The 17,853-nt window shown below is 70.1% G+C and carries 16 protein-coding genes and 2 tRNA genes; 5 read left to right on the top strand and 13 right to left on the bottom strand.

Annotated elements, in window-relative coordinates; genetic code table 11:
- Positions 1 to 3: 3 nt before the first annotated feature.
- Positions 4 to 612, top strand: a complete 609-nt coding sequence (locus tag DEJ01_RS04220) for a copper resistance CopC family protein (protein WP_181438349.1) — start codon at positions 4 to 6, stop codon at positions 610 to 612.
- Positions 613 to 675: 63 nt separating this feature from the next.
- On the opposite strand, the gene DEJ01_RS04215 is transcribed toward DEJ01_RS04220, so the two are convergent.
- The 5 genes from DEJ01_RS04215 to DEJ01_RS04195 form a co-directional block, all read right to left on the bottom strand.
- A complete protein-coding gene (locus DEJ01_RS04215; protein WP_027464696.1) occupies positions 676 to 1,335 on the bottom strand; it encodes an ATP-dependent Clp protease proteolytic subunit in 660 nt (219 codons plus the stop codon).
- Between the two features lie 26 nt (positions 1,336 to 1,361).
- Complete coding sequence (locus DEJ01_RS04210; protein ID WP_035807635.1) at positions 1,362 to 1,991, bottom strand: ATP-dependent Clp protease proteolytic subunit; 630 nt, start codon at positions 1,989 to 1,991, stop codon at positions 1,362 to 1,364.
- A 167-nt stretch (positions 1,992 to 2,158) separates the two neighbouring features.
- Positions 2,159 to 3,466 (bottom strand): trigger factor, encoded by a 1,308-nt coding sequence (tig, locus tag DEJ01_RS04205; protein WP_027464695.1) that lies wholly within the window; start codon positions 3,464 to 3,466, stop codon positions 2,159 to 2,161.
- Between the two features lie 53 nt (positions 3,467 to 3,519).
- Positions 3,520 to 3,596 (bottom strand) — tRNA-Pro (locus DEJ01_RS04200).
- Between the two features lie 94 nt (positions 3,597 to 3,690).
- A complete protein-coding gene (locus DEJ01_RS04195) occupies positions 3,691 to 3,966 on the bottom strand; it encodes a hypothetical protein (RefSeq protein ID WP_111054863.1) in 276 nt (91 codons plus the stop codon).
- Between the two features lie 54 nt (positions 3,967 to 4,020).
- Between DEJ01_RS04195 and DEJ01_RS04190 the strand changes: the two genes are divergently transcribed.
- A tRNA-Gly gene (locus tag DEJ01_RS04190) sits at positions 4,021 to 4,094 on the top strand.
- Between the two features lie 23 nt (positions 4,095 to 4,117).
- Here DEJ01_RS04190 and DEJ01_RS04185 read toward each other — a convergent pair.
- The 7 genes from DEJ01_RS04185 to DEJ01_RS04155 all read right to left on the bottom strand — a co-directional run bounded on the left by DEJ01_RS04185 (position 4,118) and on the right by DEJ01_RS04155 (position 13,227).
- A complete protein-coding gene (locus tag DEJ01_RS04185; RefSeq protein ID WP_111092286.1) occupies positions 4,118 to 4,408 on the bottom strand; it encodes a DUF1905 domain-containing protein in 291 nt (96 codons plus the stop codon).
- A gap of 224 nt (positions 4,409 to 4,632) precedes the next feature.
- Complete coding sequence (locus DEJ01_RS04180) at positions 4,633 to 5,613, bottom strand: endo-beta-N-acetylglucosaminidase H (protein WP_111092285.1); 981 nt, start codon at positions 5,611 to 5,613, stop codon at positions 4,633 to 4,635.
- A 40-nt stretch (positions 5,614 to 5,653) separates the two neighbouring features.
- Positions 5,654 to 8,680 (bottom strand): glycoside hydrolase family 38 C-terminal domain-containing protein, encoded by a 3,027-nt coding sequence (locus DEJ01_RS04175; protein WP_111092284.1) that lies wholly within the window; start codon positions 8,678 to 8,680, stop codon positions 5,654 to 5,656.
- 14 nt (positions 8,681 to 8,694) lie between these two features.
- Positions 8,695 to 10,092, bottom strand: a complete 1,398-nt coding sequence (locus DEJ01_RS04170; RefSeq protein WP_111092283.1) for a glycosyl hydrolase — start codon at positions 10,090 to 10,092, stop codon at positions 8,695 to 8,697.
- Positions 10,092 to 11,078 (bottom strand): carbohydrate ABC transporter permease, encoded by a 987-nt coding sequence (locus DEJ01_RS04165; RefSeq protein WP_204166197.1) that lies wholly within the window; start codon positions 11,076 to 11,078, stop codon positions 10,092 to 10,094. Before DEJ01_RS04165 ends, DEJ01_RS04170 begins: the two co-directional genes overlap by 1 nt.
- A complete protein-coding gene (locus DEJ01_RS04160) occupies positions 11,075 to 11,953 on the bottom strand; it encodes a carbohydrate ABC transporter permease (protein WP_027464687.1) in 879 nt (292 codons plus the stop codon). Before DEJ01_RS04160 ends, DEJ01_RS04165 begins: the two co-directional genes overlap by 4 nt.
- A complete protein-coding gene (locus tag DEJ01_RS04155; protein WP_111030546.1) occupies positions 11,953 to 13,227 on the bottom strand; it encodes a sugar ABC transporter substrate-binding protein in 1,275 nt (424 codons plus the stop codon). The genes DEJ01_RS04160 and DEJ01_RS04155 overlap by 1 nt, the downstream gene beginning before the upstream one ends.
- 118 nt (positions 13,228 to 13,345) lie before the next feature.
- Between DEJ01_RS04155 and DEJ01_RS04150 the strand changes: the two genes are divergently transcribed.
- Complete coding sequence (locus DEJ01_RS04150; RefSeq protein ID WP_111092282.1) at positions 13,346 to 14,377, top strand: LacI family DNA-binding transcriptional regulator; 1,032 nt, start codon at positions 13,346 to 13,348, stop codon at positions 14,375 to 14,377.
- Positions 14,378 to 14,598: 221 nt separating this feature from the next.
- Here the strand turns inward: DEJ01_RS04150 and DEJ01_RS04145 are convergent, their stop codons facing one another.
- Entirely contained in the window at positions 14,599 to 15,429 is an 831-nt protein-coding gene (locus tag DEJ01_RS04145; protein WP_111092281.1) for a helix-turn-helix domain-containing protein, read from the bottom strand.
- Positions 15,430 to 15,561: 132 nt separating this feature from the next.
- On the opposite strand from DEJ01_RS04145, the gene DEJ01_RS04140 reads away from it, so the two are divergent.
- Together DEJ01_RS04140 and DEJ01_RS04135 are read left to right on the top strand one after the other, a co-directional pair.
- Positions 15,562 to 17,130 carry a sensor histidine kinase gene (locus tag DEJ01_RS04140; RefSeq protein ID WP_111092280.1) on the top strand — a complete coding sequence of 523 codons (1,569 nt, stop codon included), beginning with the start codon at positions 15,562 to 15,564 and terminating at the stop codon, positions 17,128 to 17,130.
- A 39-nt stretch (positions 17,131 to 17,169) separates the two neighbouring features.
- Positions 17,170 to 17,832: a response regulator transcription factor gene (locus DEJ01_RS04135; protein ID WP_027464682.1), complete on the top strand. Its 663-nt coding sequence runs from the start codon at positions 17,170 to 17,172 to the stop codon at positions 17,830 to 17,832.
- Positions 17,833 to 17,853 lie beyond the last annotated feature (21 nt).

The raw sequence follows: 17,853 nt of genomic DNA, 5'->3' as shown, positions 1-17,853 counted from the left end.
CTCGTGGCCGGGACCGCCGCGGCCGTCGCGATCGCCGGTGGTGCGGTCCTCGGGCTCGCGGGTCCGGCCAGCGCGCACAACTACCTGATCTCGTCCGACCCGGAGGTCGGCGGCACCCTGACCGAGCTGCCGGAGAACTTCGACATCACGACGAACGACAAGCTGCTCGACATCGGCGACTCGGGGTCCGGGTTCGCGTTCCGCATCGTCGGCCCGGACGGCAAGTACTACGAGGACGGCTGCGTCGACGTCGAGGGGCCGTCGATGACCACGGCCGCCGCACTCGGCGACTCCGGCAAGTACACCGTCGAATGGCAGATCGTCTCCGCCGACGGGCACACCGTGTCCGACGAGTACCCCTTCACGTGGAAGGCACCGTCGGGCTTCACCCCGGCCTCCGGCGCGGCGAAGCCCCCGACCTGCGCCACCGCCGGTGACGACGACGCCGGCTCGGACACCACCACCGGCACCGCCTCGGGGTCGAGCGACTCGGCGGCATCCGACGCGATCTGGATCGGCGCCGGTGGCGTCGTGCTGGTCGGCGTGGTCGTCGCGGTGCTGCTGCTCCTGCGCCGCAAGCCGGCCCCGGAGTCCGACGACACCGAGGACTGACCACCGCGCAACGACGAAGGCCCCGCACCGTTCGGTGCGGGGCCTTCGTCGTTCCTGCTGGTACTACTTGACGAGCGCCGGCAGGTTCTTGCGGCTGGTGAGGACCTGGTCGATCAGGCCGTACTCCACGGCTTCCTGCGCGGACATGATCTTGTCGCGCTCGATGTCGTGGTTGATCTCCTCCGGCGTCTTGTTGGAGTGCTTCGACAGCGTCTCCTCGAGCCAGGTGCGCATGCGGAGGATCTCCGCCGCCTGGATCTCGATGTCGGACGCCTGACCGCCACCCTGCTGGGTCGCGGGCTGGTGGATCAGCACACGGGCGTTCGGCAGCGCGAGGCGCTTGCCGGGGGTGCCACCGGCGAGGAGCACCGACGCGGCCGAGGCAGCCTGTCCGAGGCAGACCGTCTGGATCTGCGGACGGATGTACTGCATCGTGTCGTAGATCGCCGTCATCGCGGTGAACGAGCCACCGGGCGAGTTGATGTACATCACGATGTCGCGGTCGGGGTCCATCGACTCGAGCACGAGCAGCTGGGCCATGACGTCGTCAGCAGACGCGTCGTCGACCTGCACGCCGAGGAACACGATGCGGTCCTCGAACAGCTTGGCGTACGGGTCCTGGCGCTTGTAGCCGTAGGCCGTGCGCTCTTCGAAGCTCGGCAGGATGTACCGATTGGACGGAGCCGGGACGTTCTGCGCGCCACCGAGCATGGGGAGATGCATTCTCGTTTCCTTTTCTTCGGTGGTGATCAGGACTGGGCGTCGGGCTCGGCTGCGCTGGTGGGCGTCTCGCCGTCGCCGACGGTGCCACCACCGCCGATGACCTCGGCGCTCGAGGCGCGGAGGTGGTCGACGAAGCCGTACTCGAGCGCTTCCTGCGCCGTGAACCAGTTGTCGCGGTCGTTGTCCTTGAGGATCTGCTCGACCGACTTGCCGGTCTGCTCGGCCGTGAGCTCCGCCATGCGCTGCTTCATGTCGAGGATGACCTTGGCCTGCGTCTGGATGTCGGCAGCGGTGCCGCCGAAGCCACCGGACGGCTGGTGGAGCAGCACGCGCGCGTTCGGCGTGATGTAGCGCTTGCCGGGCGTGCCGGAGGACAGCAGGAACTGTCCCATCGACGCGGCGAGGCCGATGCCCACGGTGACGATGTCGTTCGGGACGAACTGCATCGTGTCGTAGATCGCCATGCCGGCGGTGATCGAACCACCGGGCGAGTTGATGTAGAGGTAGATGTCCTTCTCAGGGTCCTCGGCGGCGAGCAGCAGCAGCTTGGCTGCGATCTCGTTCGAGTTGTCGTCGCGGACCTCGGAGCCGAGCCACACGATCCGGTCTCTCAGAAGGCGGTCAAAAACACTGGGGTTCAGTGTTGCTTCGGCCATGGAAAAGCTCCCGTTCAGTTGTCGCTTGTTGTCGAACTTATCGGGTGCAACGCACCAGTTCTCGTCTGTTCGCCGACAGCAATGCGGTGGTGCGGAAATACGGACGGGAGGCGCGGTGCCAGCTGGCACCGCGCCTCCCGTCTGTCGTACTGGTGGCGTCGAGATCGTTACTCGGCGTCCCCTGCCGGCTCCTGCGCGACGCCCGCCGTGAAGGCGGAAAGGTCGACTGCGTCGCCGTTGGTGTCCTTGACGGTCACCTTGGACAGGACGGTCGCGACCGCCTTCGAGCGGGCGACCTCGCCGACCATGCCGGGGATCTGGCCGTTCTGGTCGATGACCTTGATGAACTCGGCCGGCTCCATGCCGTACTGCGCGGCGGCCTGGATGAGGTACTGGGTCAGTTCCTCCTGCGAGACCTGGATCTCTTCCTTCTCGGCGATCGCGTCGAGGAGGATCTGCGAGCGGAAGGCGGTCTCGCTGGACTCGGAGACCTCCTTGCGGTGCTCCTCGTCCTCGAGGCGGTTCTCCTGCTCGAGGTGACGGTGCACCTCGTCGGCGATGAGCTGCTCCGAGATCGGGATGTTGACGTCCTCGGTGAGCTTCTCGACGAGCTTGTCGCGAGCCGCGGCGCCCTGACCGAAGGTCTTGGACTTCGCGATCTGCTCCTTCAGGTCGGCCTTGAGCTCGTCGATGGTGTCGAACTGGCTGGCGATCTGGGCGAACTCGTCGTCGGCCTCGGGGAGCTCGCGCTCCTTGACGGCGGTGACGGTGACGGCGATCTGAGCGGTCTCGCCCTCGCGGTCGCCACCGACGAGCTTCGACTCGAAGGTCGTCGACTCACCGGCGGTCAGGGACTCGAGCGCCTCGTCGATGCCCTCGAGCAGGTCGCCGGAGCCGATCTCGTAGGAGACGCCGGTGGCCGAGTCGACCTCGTCGTCGCCGATGCTGGCGGTGAGGTCGATCTGCGCGAAGTCGCCGGTCTTCGCCGGACGGTCGACCGTCACGAGCGTGCCGAAGCGGGTGCGGAGGTTCTGCAGCTCCTCTTCGATCTCGTCGTCCGACACCTCGACGGCGTCGACGGTGAGCTCGTACGAGGAGTAGTCCGGCAGGTCGAACTCGGGGCGGACGTCGACCTCGAAGGTGAGGACGAGGTCGCCGGTGAAGTCCGCGACGTTCGGCAGCTCGGCGACGTCGGCCTCGGCACGGCCGAGGATGCGCAGCTCCTGCTCTTCGACCGCCTGGCGGTAGAAGTTGTCGATGGCGTCACCGACGGCGTGGTTCAGGACCTCGCCGCGGCCGACGCGCTGGTCGACGATCGCCGGCGGGACCTTGCCCTTGCGGAAGCCGGGGATGTTGATCTGCTCGGCGATGTGCTTGTAGGCGTGGTCGATGCTCGGCTTGAGATCGTCCGGCGTCACGTTCACGGTGAGCTTGACGCGGGTGTCGCTCACCTTGTCGACGGTGCTGGTGGCCAAGGGATGTTCTCCTGTTGGTTGACGTTCGTGTGGTCGGTGGTGCTCGGAGGACCTGGTCGGGGCGACAGGATTTGAACCTGCGACCTCCCGCTCCCAAAGCGGGCGCTCTACCAAGCTGAGCTACGCCCCGTTGCTTCGTGCCAGGGATCAGCCGCGCACGCCGAGGGGCGCATGCGACCCCGGTGAGTCTAGCGGTCCGACGGCGCGCTGTTCCCGGGGGTTGCTCAGTCGTCCTCCGCGGCGCGTCGCAGACCCCGCCGCCACCGGATCCCGACGGCCACCTGGACCCCGAGGGCAGCCACCGCGAGCAACAGTCCGACGACGATCCGCCAGACGTGCAGCAGGGCATGCGCGGGTTGCGACTGCGGATCGCCGAACAGGTCGGGGCGCAGGGACAGCACCGCGGCGGCGAGAACCACCAGCACGTACGAGACCACCCGCGACCAGCGGATGGTGCGCTCGGCACCGGCGTCCGGCTTCGGAATGACGCGCGTCGGCATGTCGGTGCTCGTTCGTCCGCTACGATGGTCGGGCTGCGCCTGGTGCGCAGGCGCGGGGATGTAGCTCAATGGTAGAGCCCCAGTCTTCCAAACTGGCTACGCGGGTTCGATTCCCGTCATCCCCTCCACAGAACCCCTCGGCGCACGCGCGTCAGGGGTCGGCGAACTCGAGGGTGATCTCCGGGGAGTCGCCGAGTTCCACCCGAGCACGCTTCCGCTCCGCCGCACGCAACGGCACGAGGTACCCGCCGTCCTTCGGGAACAGCGACGTCGTCCACGTCACCGAGCCGATCGTCACGCGGGCCGGGATCACACCCCACCCGTAGGTGAGCACCGGCGCGAGGTCGGCGATGACCTCGGCAGCGTCCGGCGGCACGACGACGAAGAAGAACGGTGACGGGCCGCGCCACTCGATCACCTCGCCGCGGAACTCGAGCTCCATGCGGCGATCGTACGGCCGCTGCGTCGGGCGCGCCGGGTCGGGATTCGTTCTCGGTGGATGACGGTTCCGGTTCACGATCGCCGGGGTCTGCGAACCGGAACCGTCACGGGCGAGGAAGAACTGGTGCCTCCCCCGGACAGCGGGAGCCGGACGACGGACGCGCCCCGTGCCTCCAGGCCGGAGCCGGGCAGCACGGGGCGCGAGCCGCCGTCAGGACGCGAGCGTCAGCGGTACGACGCGGCCTGTCCGTACAGCACCTTGGTGAAGGAGGAGACGGAGGCGGACTCGTCGCCTCCCGGCAGGTTGTACGTCATGAAGACGCCGTACCCGTCGGCCTTCGTGCGCTGCGCGAGCGACACTGCCGTGGCCTGCGGGGTGTTCTGGATGTCGACCGCGGCGGCGGAGATCTTCGACTTCGGCAGGCCCGGGATCGTCGGCGCCGTGTAGGTGCCGTAGTACGGGTTCCAGGCGTAGTCGAGCTTCCCGCCGATCGACGGGTTCGCGGTCTTCAGGGCATCGGAGGACGGGCCGATGTCGTAGAACGAGATGATCTTGCCCGGCATGTCCGCACGCAGGGCACTGATGAGCCAGCCGATGGACTGCTGGTTCGGCTGCGGGGTGCCGTTCACGCCGTAGTCGGAGTACTCGTCGTCCAGGTCGACGCCGTCGAGTCCATACTTCTTGACCGTCGCGGAGACCTGCGCCGCGAAGTCCCGCGCCGCGGCCTTCGTCGGGAAGTTCGCCAGGCCGGCGCCCTGGTGGTTGCCGAGCACCGAGAGCGTCACCTTGATGCCCTTGGCCTGCAGCGGGCGGATCTGCGTAGCGGCCTGGTCGAGGGTCCGCTGCACGTTCTCGTTGTTGTACAGGACCGCCTTGCCGTCCTCGTAGTTGATGTTCGCGGCGAAGATGATCGCCACGTCGAACGCGTTCGCGCCGTTCTCCAGCGTGTACCGCCCGACGTTGGCGAGCTCGTCGTTGTTCACCTCGACGTAGGCGATGCTCGTCGGCCCCGACTTGGTGGGCGCGGCGTGGTGCCCGTGGCCATGACCGTGACCGTGCCCGCCGCCGCCGTGGGACGATCCGTGTCCGTGCCCGTGGCTGGACCCGGACGAGGAGGGCGCCGCGGACGCTGCGGCGGGCACCAGTGGTGCCGCGAGCATGGCGACCAGTGCGGTCGCGATGCTGAACTTCGTGGACTGCTTCATGTGGTTCCTCCTTGGGTGGGACGGTCGGTCAGTCGGTCGGTCAGTTGCGCGGGAACCGGAAGGTGCGGACCTCGTAGGCGTCGACGGCGAACGAGGACGCGGGCGCGTCGGACGACGGCACGGCGTCACCGAGCGGTTCTTCGAGCAGGGTCACCTCGACGCCAGCGCCGAAGGTCGCCTCGTCGGCCGACACCGCGATGCCCCCGGTCCCCCGCTGCCCGGACGGCTCGTAGACGCGCACGACCAGGTCACCCGACCGGTCGTCGGCGAGCTTGACGCTCGACAACACGACGTCGCCGGAGACCTGCACCAGCGGCTCGAAGCCGTGCGCCCCGGTGATCGTCCGCGCGCCCGCGTTCATCCGCACGCCGGCCGACGTGGCACCGAGCTGGTCGGTGCCGATGACGATGCCGTACCGGTGCGTCTGCACGCCCTGGTCGGTCTCGGGGTCCGGGAACCGCGGTGCCCGCAGCAGCGACAGCCGCACGGTCGTGGTGACGTGCCCGTCGACGGCGTCGCGCGTGGTGTCGAAGCCGTGGATCGAGTCGTTCACGAGGGCGACGCCGAAGCCCGGCTCGGACACCAGCACGTAGCGGTGCATCGAGGTCTCGAACTTCGCGGCCTCCCACGAGGTGTTCGTGTGTGTCACCCGCTTCTGCGCGCCGAACTGCGTCTCGGCGACGGTGTGCTCGGCGCGGACGTCGAGCGGGAACGCCACCTTGAGGAACTTCTCGGTCTCGTGCCAGTCGGTCACCTGGTCGAACTCCAGGGTGCGGGACCCCGGTGCCAGGACGATCTCCTGCGTCACCGTCGAGTCGCCGAACGCCCGGGACACGACGACCCGTGCGACCCCGGACTCGTCGACCGACGCGGTCAGCCCGGTGGTCGACACGAGGTCCTCGACGCGGTTGCGGTAGTACCGGTCGACGTCCCACGCGTCCCACATGTTCGGGAAGTCCTGGTGCAGCTGCAGCAAGTTCGCCGCCTGGCCGGCCGCGATCGCCTCGCGCCCGCTCGCCAGGTCGACGGCGCTCATCACGAGCCCTTGCGCGTCGACCACGACCCGTACCAGGTCGTTCGCCAGCACGAACCCGCCGTCCTGCTCGGTCAGGGACACGGCGGTCGCCGCCACCACGTCGGTCGCCACGACCGCGCCCTGCGCGGGTGCACCGGCCTGGAGGAACGGGGCCGGGTTCACGACGACGGCCGCGTCCCCGGTACCGGCGAGCGCCGAGAGCGCCCGGTCGATGATCGCCGTCAGCGCCGCGGCCGTCTCGCCGTACCGCTCGACCGCTTCGCGGTGCACCCACGCGATCGAGGTGCCCGGCAGGATGTCGTGGAACTGCTGGAGCAGGACCTGCTGCCACAGGGCGTCGAGCTCGTCGTAGGGGTAGGCGAAGTCGGTGCGGGCAGCGGCGGTCGCGGCCCAGAGCTCGGCCTCGATGAGCAGCTGCTCGCACCGACGGTTGCCCTGCTTCGTGCCGTGCTGCGACGTGAGCGTGGCCCGGTGCAGCTCGAGGTAAAGCTCCCCCACCCACACGGGCGGATCGGTCAGCTCGGACTTCGCCCGGTCGAAGAACGTGTCCGGGTGCTCCCAGCGGACCTTCGCGCTGCCCTCGAGGTCGGCCAACCGTGCGGCGGTGCCGGTCATCTCGCGGGTGGTGCCACCGCCGCCGTCGCCCCAGCCGACCGGGGCGATCGAGCCGCTGGCGAGCCGGTTCTCGCGGAACTGGCGGGAGGCCTTCGCGACCTCGCTGCCGGACAACCGCGAGTTGTAGGTGTCCATCGACGGGAAGTGCGAGAACACCCGCGACCCGTCGATGCCCTCCCACAGGAACGTGTGGTGCGGGAACTTGTTCACCTGGTTCCACGAGATCTTCTGCGTGAAGAACCACTCGAAGCCCGCGCGGCGCATCAGCTGCGGCAGCGCCGGCGAGTACCCGAAGCTGTCCGGCAGCCAGACGCCCTTGGGCCGGATGCCGAACTCGCGCTCGAAGAACCGCTGGCCCTGCGAGAACTGCCGGACGATGCTCTCGCCGGTGGGCATCACGGTGTCGGACTCGACCCACATGCCACCGATCGGCAGGAACCGGCCGGCCTCGACCGCTGCCTTGACCCGGGCGTAGACCTCGGGGCGGTGCTCCTTGATCCACGCGTACTGCTGCGCGCTCGACATGCCGTACAGGAAGTCGTCGGTCTGGTCGATGAGCTCGGTCATGGTCGACGTGGTGCGGGCGACCTTACGGATGGTCTCGCGCACGGGCCAGAGCCAGGCGGAGTCGATGTGGGCGTGCCCGACGGCCGAGATCGTGTGCGCCGAGGCCTCGGCGGGAGCGGCCAGCACCTCGGCGAGCGCCGTACGGGCGTCCCCGGCGGTCTCCGGGATGTGCTGCAGGTCGAGCGCGTCGAGGGCGTCGTCGAGGGCCTGCAGGATCCGCATGCGTCGGGGTCCGGCGGGCAGCTCGGCCTGCAGTTCGAGCAGGACGTCGATGTCGAGGGCGAGTTCGTGCACCTCGGACTCGAAGACGGCGAGCTCCATCCGGCGGGTGGCGTAGAGGCGCTTCGAGGACGAAGTCTGCACGTCACCCTCCTGCGTCGGCAGGAAGGGGTGGTAGTCGAGCAGGACGGGGTTCGACGCGGCCTCGACGAACAGTTCGACGGTCTCGCCGCCCTCGGCCCGCTCGGTGACCAGGACCCACTGGTTGCGCGGGTTGATCGACTTCACGGGGGTACGGTCGGCCAGGTAGACGAGTCCCTCGCACTGGAACCCGGGCATGTTCTTGTCGAAGCCGAGGTCGATCACGGCCTCCACCCGGCGTCCGGCCCACTCGGTCGGCACGGTCCCGGTCAACCGGAACCACGTCGTGCCCCAGGCCGCGCCCCACGGGGTGCCGACCTCGTAGGGCTCGAACGTGAGCGCGAGCCCCTCGGTCGGCGGGACCGGCTCCCCCGGCAGCTCGTGCCACGCGGCCTCGAGGGCCGTCGTGGTCGCGTGCACCGCGGGGGTGATCCGCTCGTCGAGCACCCGTCGGGCGCGTCCGGTGGTGAGGGGGATGTCGTCGTGCATGGGGCCTTCCGGGGTCAGGGCGTGGTCGCCGGGTGGGCGACGCGGACGGTGGTGGTGTCGAGGTCGGACGGCACGTCGACGCAGCGGTCGATGCCCCGCGCGGCCAGCAGCGCGGTGTCCGACAGTCGGGAGCGCAGGACGACCTGGGGGCCGCGGCCGTCCGGTGCGGCCTCGGCCAGGGCGAGCCAGGCGGCGGCGAACCGACCGCCGGGGGCGCAGTCGGCACGGGTGCCGTGCCGGTCGGTGCCGTCGGACAGCACGTCGTCGAGGACGAGCGCGGTGGCCGACGGCGCGGCGCGGGCGTCGCGGGTGTGCTCGGCGCGGGCGAGGGCGGCGAACGCCTCGCCGGCGGGCTTCAGCCGTCCGTCGTTCGTGAACAGCCCGAGGTCGTACTCGAGCTCCGGGAAGTCCGCGAGCGACCGGGCGACGTCGTGGGAACACCACCACGTCACCCCGAGCACCTGCTGCGCGTCGAGGACGTGCCGGATGGTCTGCTCGGTGAACGCGGCGGCGTCGGCGGGGTCGACGACGTTGGTGGGGGCGCCGACCTCCTGCAGCCAGTTCGGTCGGGCGGCGTCGCGGTTCCAGGCCGCGGCGAGCTGGAGCAGGTACTCCCCGTGCCGCACCGACCCGGCTCCGAGGGCGCCGTGCAGGGCCGCCGAGCCGTTGAACACCCACGAGTGCGTGACCGTGGCGTCACCGTGGTCCGCCGCGTGCTCGGGGCCGAAGGGCTGGGCGTCGTCGTACCAGGCCGCGTCGTACTGCGCGACGGTGACCAGTGGCCCGGGGCGCGACCCGGTGGCGGGCGGGACCGACGAGCCGGGGTCGAGCCGCGCCTCCAGGCCGACCGAATCGGACGACGCAGGCGACGCCGACGACCCGTCCGACAGCCCCGCCCGCGCCGCCGCGACCATCGCCGCCGCCCACGCGTGCCCCTGCTCCCCCGTGATCGTGTGCGGTGCGGGGTGCGGCGCGTGTGCGAACTGGTTGACCTCGTTGCCGATGGTGATGCCGAGCAGGTTCGGCTTGCCGGCGACGGCTCCGGCGAGCGCCCGGACGTACGCGGCGGTCGACGCGACGACGTCCGGGTCGGTGAACATGTTGCGGCGGTGCCAGCTGTCCAGCCAGGACGGCACGAAGTCGAAGCTCGACAGGTGCCCCTGCAGCGCGTCCACGTTGACGTCGAGTCCGAACGACCCGGCGAGGTCGACGACCGTCGCGACGTCGTCGAGGGCCTGCTGCCGGATGAGTGTGCGGTTCGGCTGGACGACCGGCCAGAGCGGGAAGATCCGCACGTGGTCGGCACCGATCGACGCGATCGCCTCGAGGTCCCTCGCGGTGTCCGACCGCGAGAAGTCGAGCCACGAGTGGAACCACCCGACCGAGGGCGTGTAGTTGACCCCGAACCGCATCAGCCCTTCACACCGCCCTCTTCGACGCCCTTGAAGAAGAAGCGCTGCAGGACGGCGAAGATCACGGCGATCGGGATGAAGGCGATCATGGTGCCGGCCGCGATCATCCGCTGGTCGGTGGCGAACGTACCCTGCAGGTACTGCAACCCGACGGTCAGGGTGAGGTTCTCGGGCGACTGCAGCACGATGAGCGGCCAGAGGAAGTCGTCCCACGCGCCGATGAACGAGAAGATCGCGATGACCGCGATGGTCCCCTGCACGGCGGGCAGCGAGATGTAGCGGAGGCGCTGCATCGCGTTCGCACCGTCCATCACCGCGGCCTGGTCGATCTCCTCGGGGATCTGCCGGAACGCGTTGAACATCAGCAGGACGTTGAGCGCCGCGATCATGCCGGGCAGGGCGACGCCGACCAGGTTGTCGGCGAGGCCGAGGTCCTTCACGGTGACGAACTGCGAGATGATCGTCGCCTCGCCGGGCAGCACGAGGGTGCCGAGGAACAGGCCGAGCACGAGCTTCCGGTGCCGCCACTGCAGGCGGGCGAGGGCGAAGCCGGCCAGGGTCGCGAACACGATGTTGCCGAGCACGTCGATCGCGGCGACGAGCAGGGAGTTGCCGATGTACCGCCACACCGGGATCGCGGCGGCGACCTTCAGGTAGTTCTCGATGGTCGGCTCGGACGGGATGAACGACGGGTTCGCCGTGTAGATGTCCTCACCGGCGCCCTTGAGCGACGTGGACAGCTGCCACAGGAACGGGCCGATCGTGATGAAGAGCACCACGATGAGCAGGACGTAGCGGACGACCTTCTCGCGGGTGGACATGACGCCCCAGACCGCGCGGCGCCGCTTGCGTCCGTCGCGTCCGCCCCGTCCGTTCTGCCTGGAGGCCCGTCCAGCGCCCGTCGCGCCGGTCACGTCCGGCGTCGGGCTGGCTGCGCCCTGCGCGCCGCCGATGACGGGTTCGGTCGTGCTGGTCGTGTTCGTCACTTGTCCGCCTTGCTGTTCATCCGGGCGAGGGCGAGCATCGGCACGAGCGTCACGACGAAGAGCAGGAGGCTCAGGGCGGACGCGTAGCCGAGGTTGCCGGTGAAGCCGCGGGCGTACTGCTGGATGAGCATGACGAGCGAGTTGTCCTGCCCGCCGGGTCCGCCGGTGCCGTTGGTGAGGATGTAGAGCTCGCTGAACACCCGGAGCGCCGAGACGCACACCAGGATCCCGACGAGTGTCATGGTGCCGCGGACCCCGGGCATCGTGACCGACCAGAAGCGTCGGACGGCGCCGGCACCGTCGAGGGCGGCGGCCTCGTGCAGGTCCTTGCCGACGTTCCCGAGGGCGGCCAGGAAGATGATCATGTAGTAGCCGAGCCCCTTCCACACCGTCAGGCTGATGGCGCTGAGGAGCAGCAGCCACCGGTCGGTCAGGAACGGGACGCTGCCCTGTACGACGCCGAGGGCCTGCGCCATCTCGTTGATGACACCGCGGTCGTCGAGGATCCACGTCCAGATGAGCCCGACGACCACCGCGGACGCGATGACCGGCGTGTAGAACGCGGTGCGGAAGAACGCGATCCCGGGCAGTTTCTGCTGCACGAGCACCGCGATGAGGAGCGGGAGGACCGTCAGCAGCGGCAGGCACACCGCCATGTAGATGACGCTGTTGAGCAGCGCCTCCCACACCTGCGGGTCGGCGAGCAAGGTCTCGAAGTTCTGCACCCCGACCCACTGGCTGACGCCGCCGAGGGGGCTGGCGTTCGTGAACGACAACCGCACCGTGTTGATCGAGGGCCACAGGCTGAACGCGACGAGCCAGATCAGTGCCGGCAGGACGAGCAACCAGGGCGTGTACCAGCGGTTCGCACGCATCAGCCGTTGGCCAGCAGGCTGTTCATCTTGGTCTGGGCGGTCTGCAGTGCCTTCTCGGGCGCCACCTGGCCCTTCATCGCGAGGGCGATCTGCTGGTCGAGGAAGTCCGTCATCGCGGAGTTCGCCTCGACCGGGTTGATGACCTTCGCCGTCTTCAGGGCCTCGTTCGCGAGGACCCGGGCCTCGCCGTTCACGGTGCCGTCGTCCTTCGAGAAGTACGGGTCGGACTGCGACGACGTGGTGGACGGGAAGATGTTGACCTTGTGGGCGAACGCCTCCTGGTTCTCCGCGTTCGTCATGAACTTCGCGAAGGCCTCGGCGGTGGCGAGGTGCTTCGACTTGCTCGAGACCGACAGGCCCTGCACGTAGAGCGGCGGGGTGTCGAGTGCGGGGCTGACGGTGACCTTGCCCTTGAGCGACGGGTTGTTCTTCTCGAAGTCGGCGAGCGAGGTGGCGCCACCGGTGGTCCAGGCGACCTTGGCCTGCGTGAACAGGGTGGAGTTGCCGAGGTAGTCGCTGTTCAGCACGTTGGAGGGCATGTAGCCGTCCTGGTACGCGTCCTTGTAGCGGTCGATCAGGTCGGCGGCCTTCGACGAGTCGGCGAAGGTGAACTTCGTGCCGTCGGCGTTGAGCACCTTGACGCCGGCGAGCGTGAAGTCGCCGAGGCCGGGCTTCCGGCTCATCAGGTAGTCGGTCGGGCAGTTGTCGTGCATGGTCTTCGCCTGCGTGAACAGCTCGTCGGTGGTCTTCGGCGGGTTCTTCGCGTCGAGGCCGCACTTGGCGAACATCGTCGAGTTCCAGTAGTTCACGTCGGTGTTGAGGTACCAGGGGTACCCGAACGTGCCGTCGACTCCCTTGTACTTGTAGGAGTCCAACGCGCCGGCGACGTACGTGCTGGCGAGCTTCGAGTCGTCCTTCGCGACGTCCTGCAGGAACCCGCGCTTCGCGAGCGGCAGGGCGATGTCCGGCGGCAGGTTGATCACGTCGGGCAGGCTGTTCGACGAGGCCTGGCTGAGCACCTTGTCGGCGTACCCGTCGCCGGGCTGGTCCTGCAGCTTGACCTTCGCGTCCGGGTGGGCCTGCTCGAAGTCCTTGATGACCCCGTTGAGGTAGCCCGTGTAGGTCGGCGTGAGCGCCCAGGTCTGCAGGGTGATGGTGCCGCTGATCTCGCCGCCGCCGTTGTCGGCCGCGTTCCCGCCGCTCGAGCAGCCGGTCAGGACGAGCGCCGTGGCGGCGGCCGTCGCGAGCAGCGCGGTGGCGCGGCCCCTCGTCATGCGTGTGGTGGTCCTCATGGCGTCTGACTCCCTCGTCATAGCTGAACCGGTTCAGCAGCAGTCACCGAACCCGTGTGTGGCAGCCACTGTGGATGACTAAAGCGCTATAGTCAACCCCGTGGCCACCAAGCGTCGAACGACGATCGCCGACATCGCCGCGCGGGCCGGCGTGTCCATCAGCGCGGTGTCGTTCGCGTTGAACGACCGCCCCGGCGTCTCCGACGAGACCCGTCGCCGCGTTCGCGAGATCGCCCGCGAGCTCGACTGGCAGCCGCACACCGCGGCCCGGGCACTCGGCGGCGCGAAGGCCGGTTCCATCGGCTTCGTGCTGAACCGCCCGGCCCGGACCCTGGGCACGGAGTCGTTCTTCGGCGACCTGATCTCCGGCATCCAGCTCGGGCTCGCCGGCACGCACGTCGGCATGAACCTGCTCGTCGCGCGCGATGCCGAGGAAGAACTCGAGACCTACCGGGACTGGTGGCGCGGACACCGCGTCGACGGCGTGATCGTGATCGACCCCCGTCGCGACGACGCCCGGCTCGCCCTGCTCGCCGACCTCGGCATGCCCACCGTCGTCGTCGGCTCGCACCCCTCCCCCGACGGCGCAGCACCCACGGTCTGGATCGACGACTCGGACGCCACCGACACCGTTCTGCGGTACCTGCACGCCCTCGGGCACCGACGCATCGCGCACGTCGCCGGCCGGCCCGAGTTCGAGCACACCGCCATGCGCATGGACCGGCTCCGGGCGTTCGCTGCCGACGAGGGGCTCGACGACACGGTCTCGGTGCCGACGGACTACTCGGCGGAGGCCGGCGCCAGCGCCACCCGCACCCTGCTGTCGAGGAGCATCCGACCGACCGCGATCGTCTACGACAACGACGTGCTCGCCGTCGCCGGGCTGGGCGTGGCGAGCGAGATGGGCGTCGCGGTGTCCGGCGACGTCTCGATCGTGTCCTTCGACGACTCGGCGATGATCCGACTCGTCCGCCCGGCGATCACCTCGCTCACCCGCGACACGGTCGAGCTCGGACAGCGTGCGGCGACCCTGCTGCGCGCGCAGATCGACGCCAGCGCCCCGCTCCCCTCACACCCGGGCCCCTCGCTCACCCTGAGCGTCCGCGAGTCCACCGGCCGCGCCCCCGCCTGACCCGCTCCGGACGTCGGCGCCGACGACCCGCTCCCGCCGCTCCCGCTCCCGCAGCGCGGCGCGGCTGCCTGCAACTGGCGCACGCACCGCACTGCACTGCACCGACGCGGGACGACGTGGTCTTCTCCGCGCCGTGACGGTTCTGGTTCACGAAACCCGAGGATCGTGAACCGGAACCGTCATCGATGCGGAGCGGAACCTCCTACCCCCGCGGGCGACGGTCACCGGCGGTTCGTCGGGGGTCGGACCCGCTCGAGGGCTCGACGCATGGACGACGTCGTGCTGAAGCCGAAGCGGGTCGCGACGTCGGACGGGCGGTCGCCTCGGGTGAGTGCGCTGCGGACGGCGAGACTGCGGTACCAGCGGCCGAGCTGCGCGGGCGAGCATCCGGTCGCTGCGGCGCACCGACGCTCGAGGGTGCGCTCCGACATCCGGACACCGACGAGGAGGGCCTGCAGAGACGACGGACCGGCCGGATCGAACAGGCGGTCGAGGATCCGCGCGAGACCGTTGTCGCCGAGCATCGGGGGCGGGTTGTCGCGGAGCACCGTCGTGACGACGAGTCGGGCGAGGGCCTGCTGCTGCGCGCCGTGCCACCTCCCGCCGTCGAGGTGCCCGACGTGGCGGAGCGCGAGGCCGACGTCGGGCGAGGGAGCCCCGGGCGGGCCGGTGGTCGCGACGGGTGGGAGTGCGAGGACCTCGTCGGCGAGCGGGCCGAGCGTTGCGGCGCCGACGAGGACACCGGTCAGCGCGAAGAGTGCCTCGTGCGGGAACGCGTACGTCTCCGCGACGCGGGGCGGCCCGGAGCGCTCGGGGCCCGTGCTGATCGTGATCGTCGCGTGCCCTTCGACGAGGGCGGCGGTGCCGGCGTCGACGATCGCGATGTCGTCTCCGCGCCGGATCCACACGGAACGGGACCGCGTCGCCACCCAGACGTGGGTGCCCGTCGGTTCGACGTCGAGCGTCCACGCCTCGTCGTCGGACCGGACCTCGGTGCCCGGCCCCACCTGGAGCCCGACGGCGTCGATCAGTGCTCGGAGCGCGTCACCCATCCGACGAGCGTGATCCACGGGCAGGACGCGCGGGCGTGGACCGGGCGACCTGTGGAAGAGGGGGGATAACCCCACCCGGGGTGGGGAGAGGGCAGGATGGGGGAACGGCTCCGCGATCGCGAGGCTGGATGCATGACCGACACCGACCGCCTCGACCAGGCGCGAACCGTCCCGCTGGACGACGTCACGCCTTCGCCCGACCAGGCCCAGACCGTCCCGCTGGGCGGCTCCGTGCCCCCTGGAGCCACCAAGCCGATGCCCCAGTACCCGCGCCAGCACCAGCAGGACCCCCAGGACGCCCCGCAGTCCCCGCCGGCGTCGTGGAGTGCCACCCCGCGGGTCGGGTCCGGTCCGGTCGGTGGTTCCGGTCGCGGTTCAGGCATGACCGCCGGGCAGTTCTACCGCGACGCGTGGAAGCGCCTGCCGCGGGACTTCGGCTACATGGCGCTCACCGCCGTGCTGCTCTGCACGCTGTACTTCGCGTTCCCGACGGCGATCTTCGGTGGCGGGTTCCGCGACCTCTTCAACCCCTTCGTCCTGCTCATGTTCTTCATCGCGCTGTTCGTGGCGCGGTGGCTCGGACAGTTCGAGAAGCTCCGCATGAGCTGGGCCGACCGACGCCCGATCCGCCCGGTGGACTGGACGCCCCGGTGGCAGCAGAACTGGTGGACCCGCACGGGGTCGGCCGTCGCCAACCCGCACTACTGGCTCTACCTGCTGCACGCCGCGGTCGTCTACCCGCTCGTCGCGGTCGTGACCGTCGGGGCCGGTGCACTGCTGCTCGTCGGCTTCGCCTGGCCGATCGTCGTGGGCGGACTGTACTTCGCGAACAACGTCCGGGTCGGCTACTTCCCGGACAGCGTCGGGTTCGTGACCGGCGTCGGCGCCCTCGGGCTGCTGTCGATGGCCGCCTCGGTCGTGCTCTTCCCGCTCTGGGCCCGCGGGTCCGTCCTGGCGCACTACTGGGTCGACTTCGGCCTGCTGGGTGGCTTCCGTGCCGAGCAGCTCGAGCAGCGCGTCGCCGGCCTGCAGGCCTCCCGTGCCGGTGCCGTGACCGCCGAGGGGCAGGCGCTCCGCCAGATCGAGCGCGACCTGCACGACGGCCCGCAGCAGCGGCTGGTGCGGCTCCGCATGGACCTGTCCGCCGCCGAGCGCGCCTTCGAGAAGGACCCCGAGAAGGCCAAGCAGCTCATCGGTGAGGCGTCCGAGCACGCCCAGGACGCCCTCGACGAACTGCGCGCACTGTCCCGCGGCTTCGCCCCGCCGATCCTGCTCGACCGCGGACTCGTCGCGGCGCTCGAGGCACTGGTCGCCCGCACCCCGATCCCGGTGGGCCTGGACGTCCGGCTGCCCGAGGGCCTGGAACTCGCCACGGAGATCCAGCGCAACGTGTACTTCACGGTGAGCGAGCTGCTGACGAACACCATGAAGCACGCCGGCGCCACCACCGCCGGGGTGTACCTCGGCCTGGTCGTCGACGCCTCGGGCCTCTGGTACCTGACGGTCAGCGTCACCGACGACGGCCGGGGCGGTGCCCGACCGCAGCAGGGCCACGGGATCGAGGGCCTGATCGGCCGCATGCGGGCCCTCGACGGCGACCTGGTCGTCTCGAGCCCCGAGGGTGGCCCGACCGAGGCCACCGCCCGGATCCCCCTCGGTGCCCTGAACGGCGTCCCGACGGCGGCGAACCAGCGGTCGTGACCCCACGGGGGCGTCCGCGCTCCCACTAGGCTGGTCGGCATGACAGACGGCCCGGATGCAGCACGCATCCGGGCCGTCGTCGTCGACGACGCCGTCCTGCTGCGCGAGGGCCTGGCACGCGTGCTCGACGAGGCCGGCATCGACGTCATCGGGCAGTACTCCGACGCCCGGGCCTTCCTGGCGACGCTGCCCGAGGGTGCGCCCGACGTCGTGGTGATGGACGTGCGGATGCCACCGACCTTCACCGACGAGGGTGTCCGCGCCGCCGTCGAGACCCGCCGGATCGCTCCACGGACGGGTGTGCTCCTGCTCTCCCAGTACGTCGAGGCCACCTACGCCGAGGACGTCCTCGCGGCCGGCGCGACCGGCATCGGCTACCTGCTCAAGGACCGCGTCACCCGGCTCGAGGAGATCGACGACGCCGTCCGCCGCATCGCCGCCGGGGGCACCGTGCTCGACCCCGAGGTCGTCACGCAGCTGATGAGCCGCCGCCGCGACCCGCTCGCAGCCCTGACCCCGCGCGAGCGTGACGTGCTCGGGCTGATGGCCGAGGGCCGCACGAACGCCGCGATCGCCCGCGCCCTGGTGATCGGTACCGGTGCCGTCGAGAAGCACGTGTCGAGCATCTTCGGCAAGCTCGCACTCGAGGACACCGGAGAGGACCACCGCCGCGTCCTCGCCGTCCTCGCCTACCTCGGATGAGCCGAGCCCGAGGATGAACCG

It is taken from the genome of Curtobacterium sp. MCLR17_040 (assembly GCF_003234735.1).
GTDB lineage: Bacteria > Actinomycetota > Actinomycetes > Actinomycetales > Microbacteriaceae > Curtobacterium > Curtobacterium flaccumfaciens.
The sequence above is the reverse complement of the archived record's forward strand: the minus strand, read 5'-3'. Positions and strand labels throughout refer to the sequence as shown.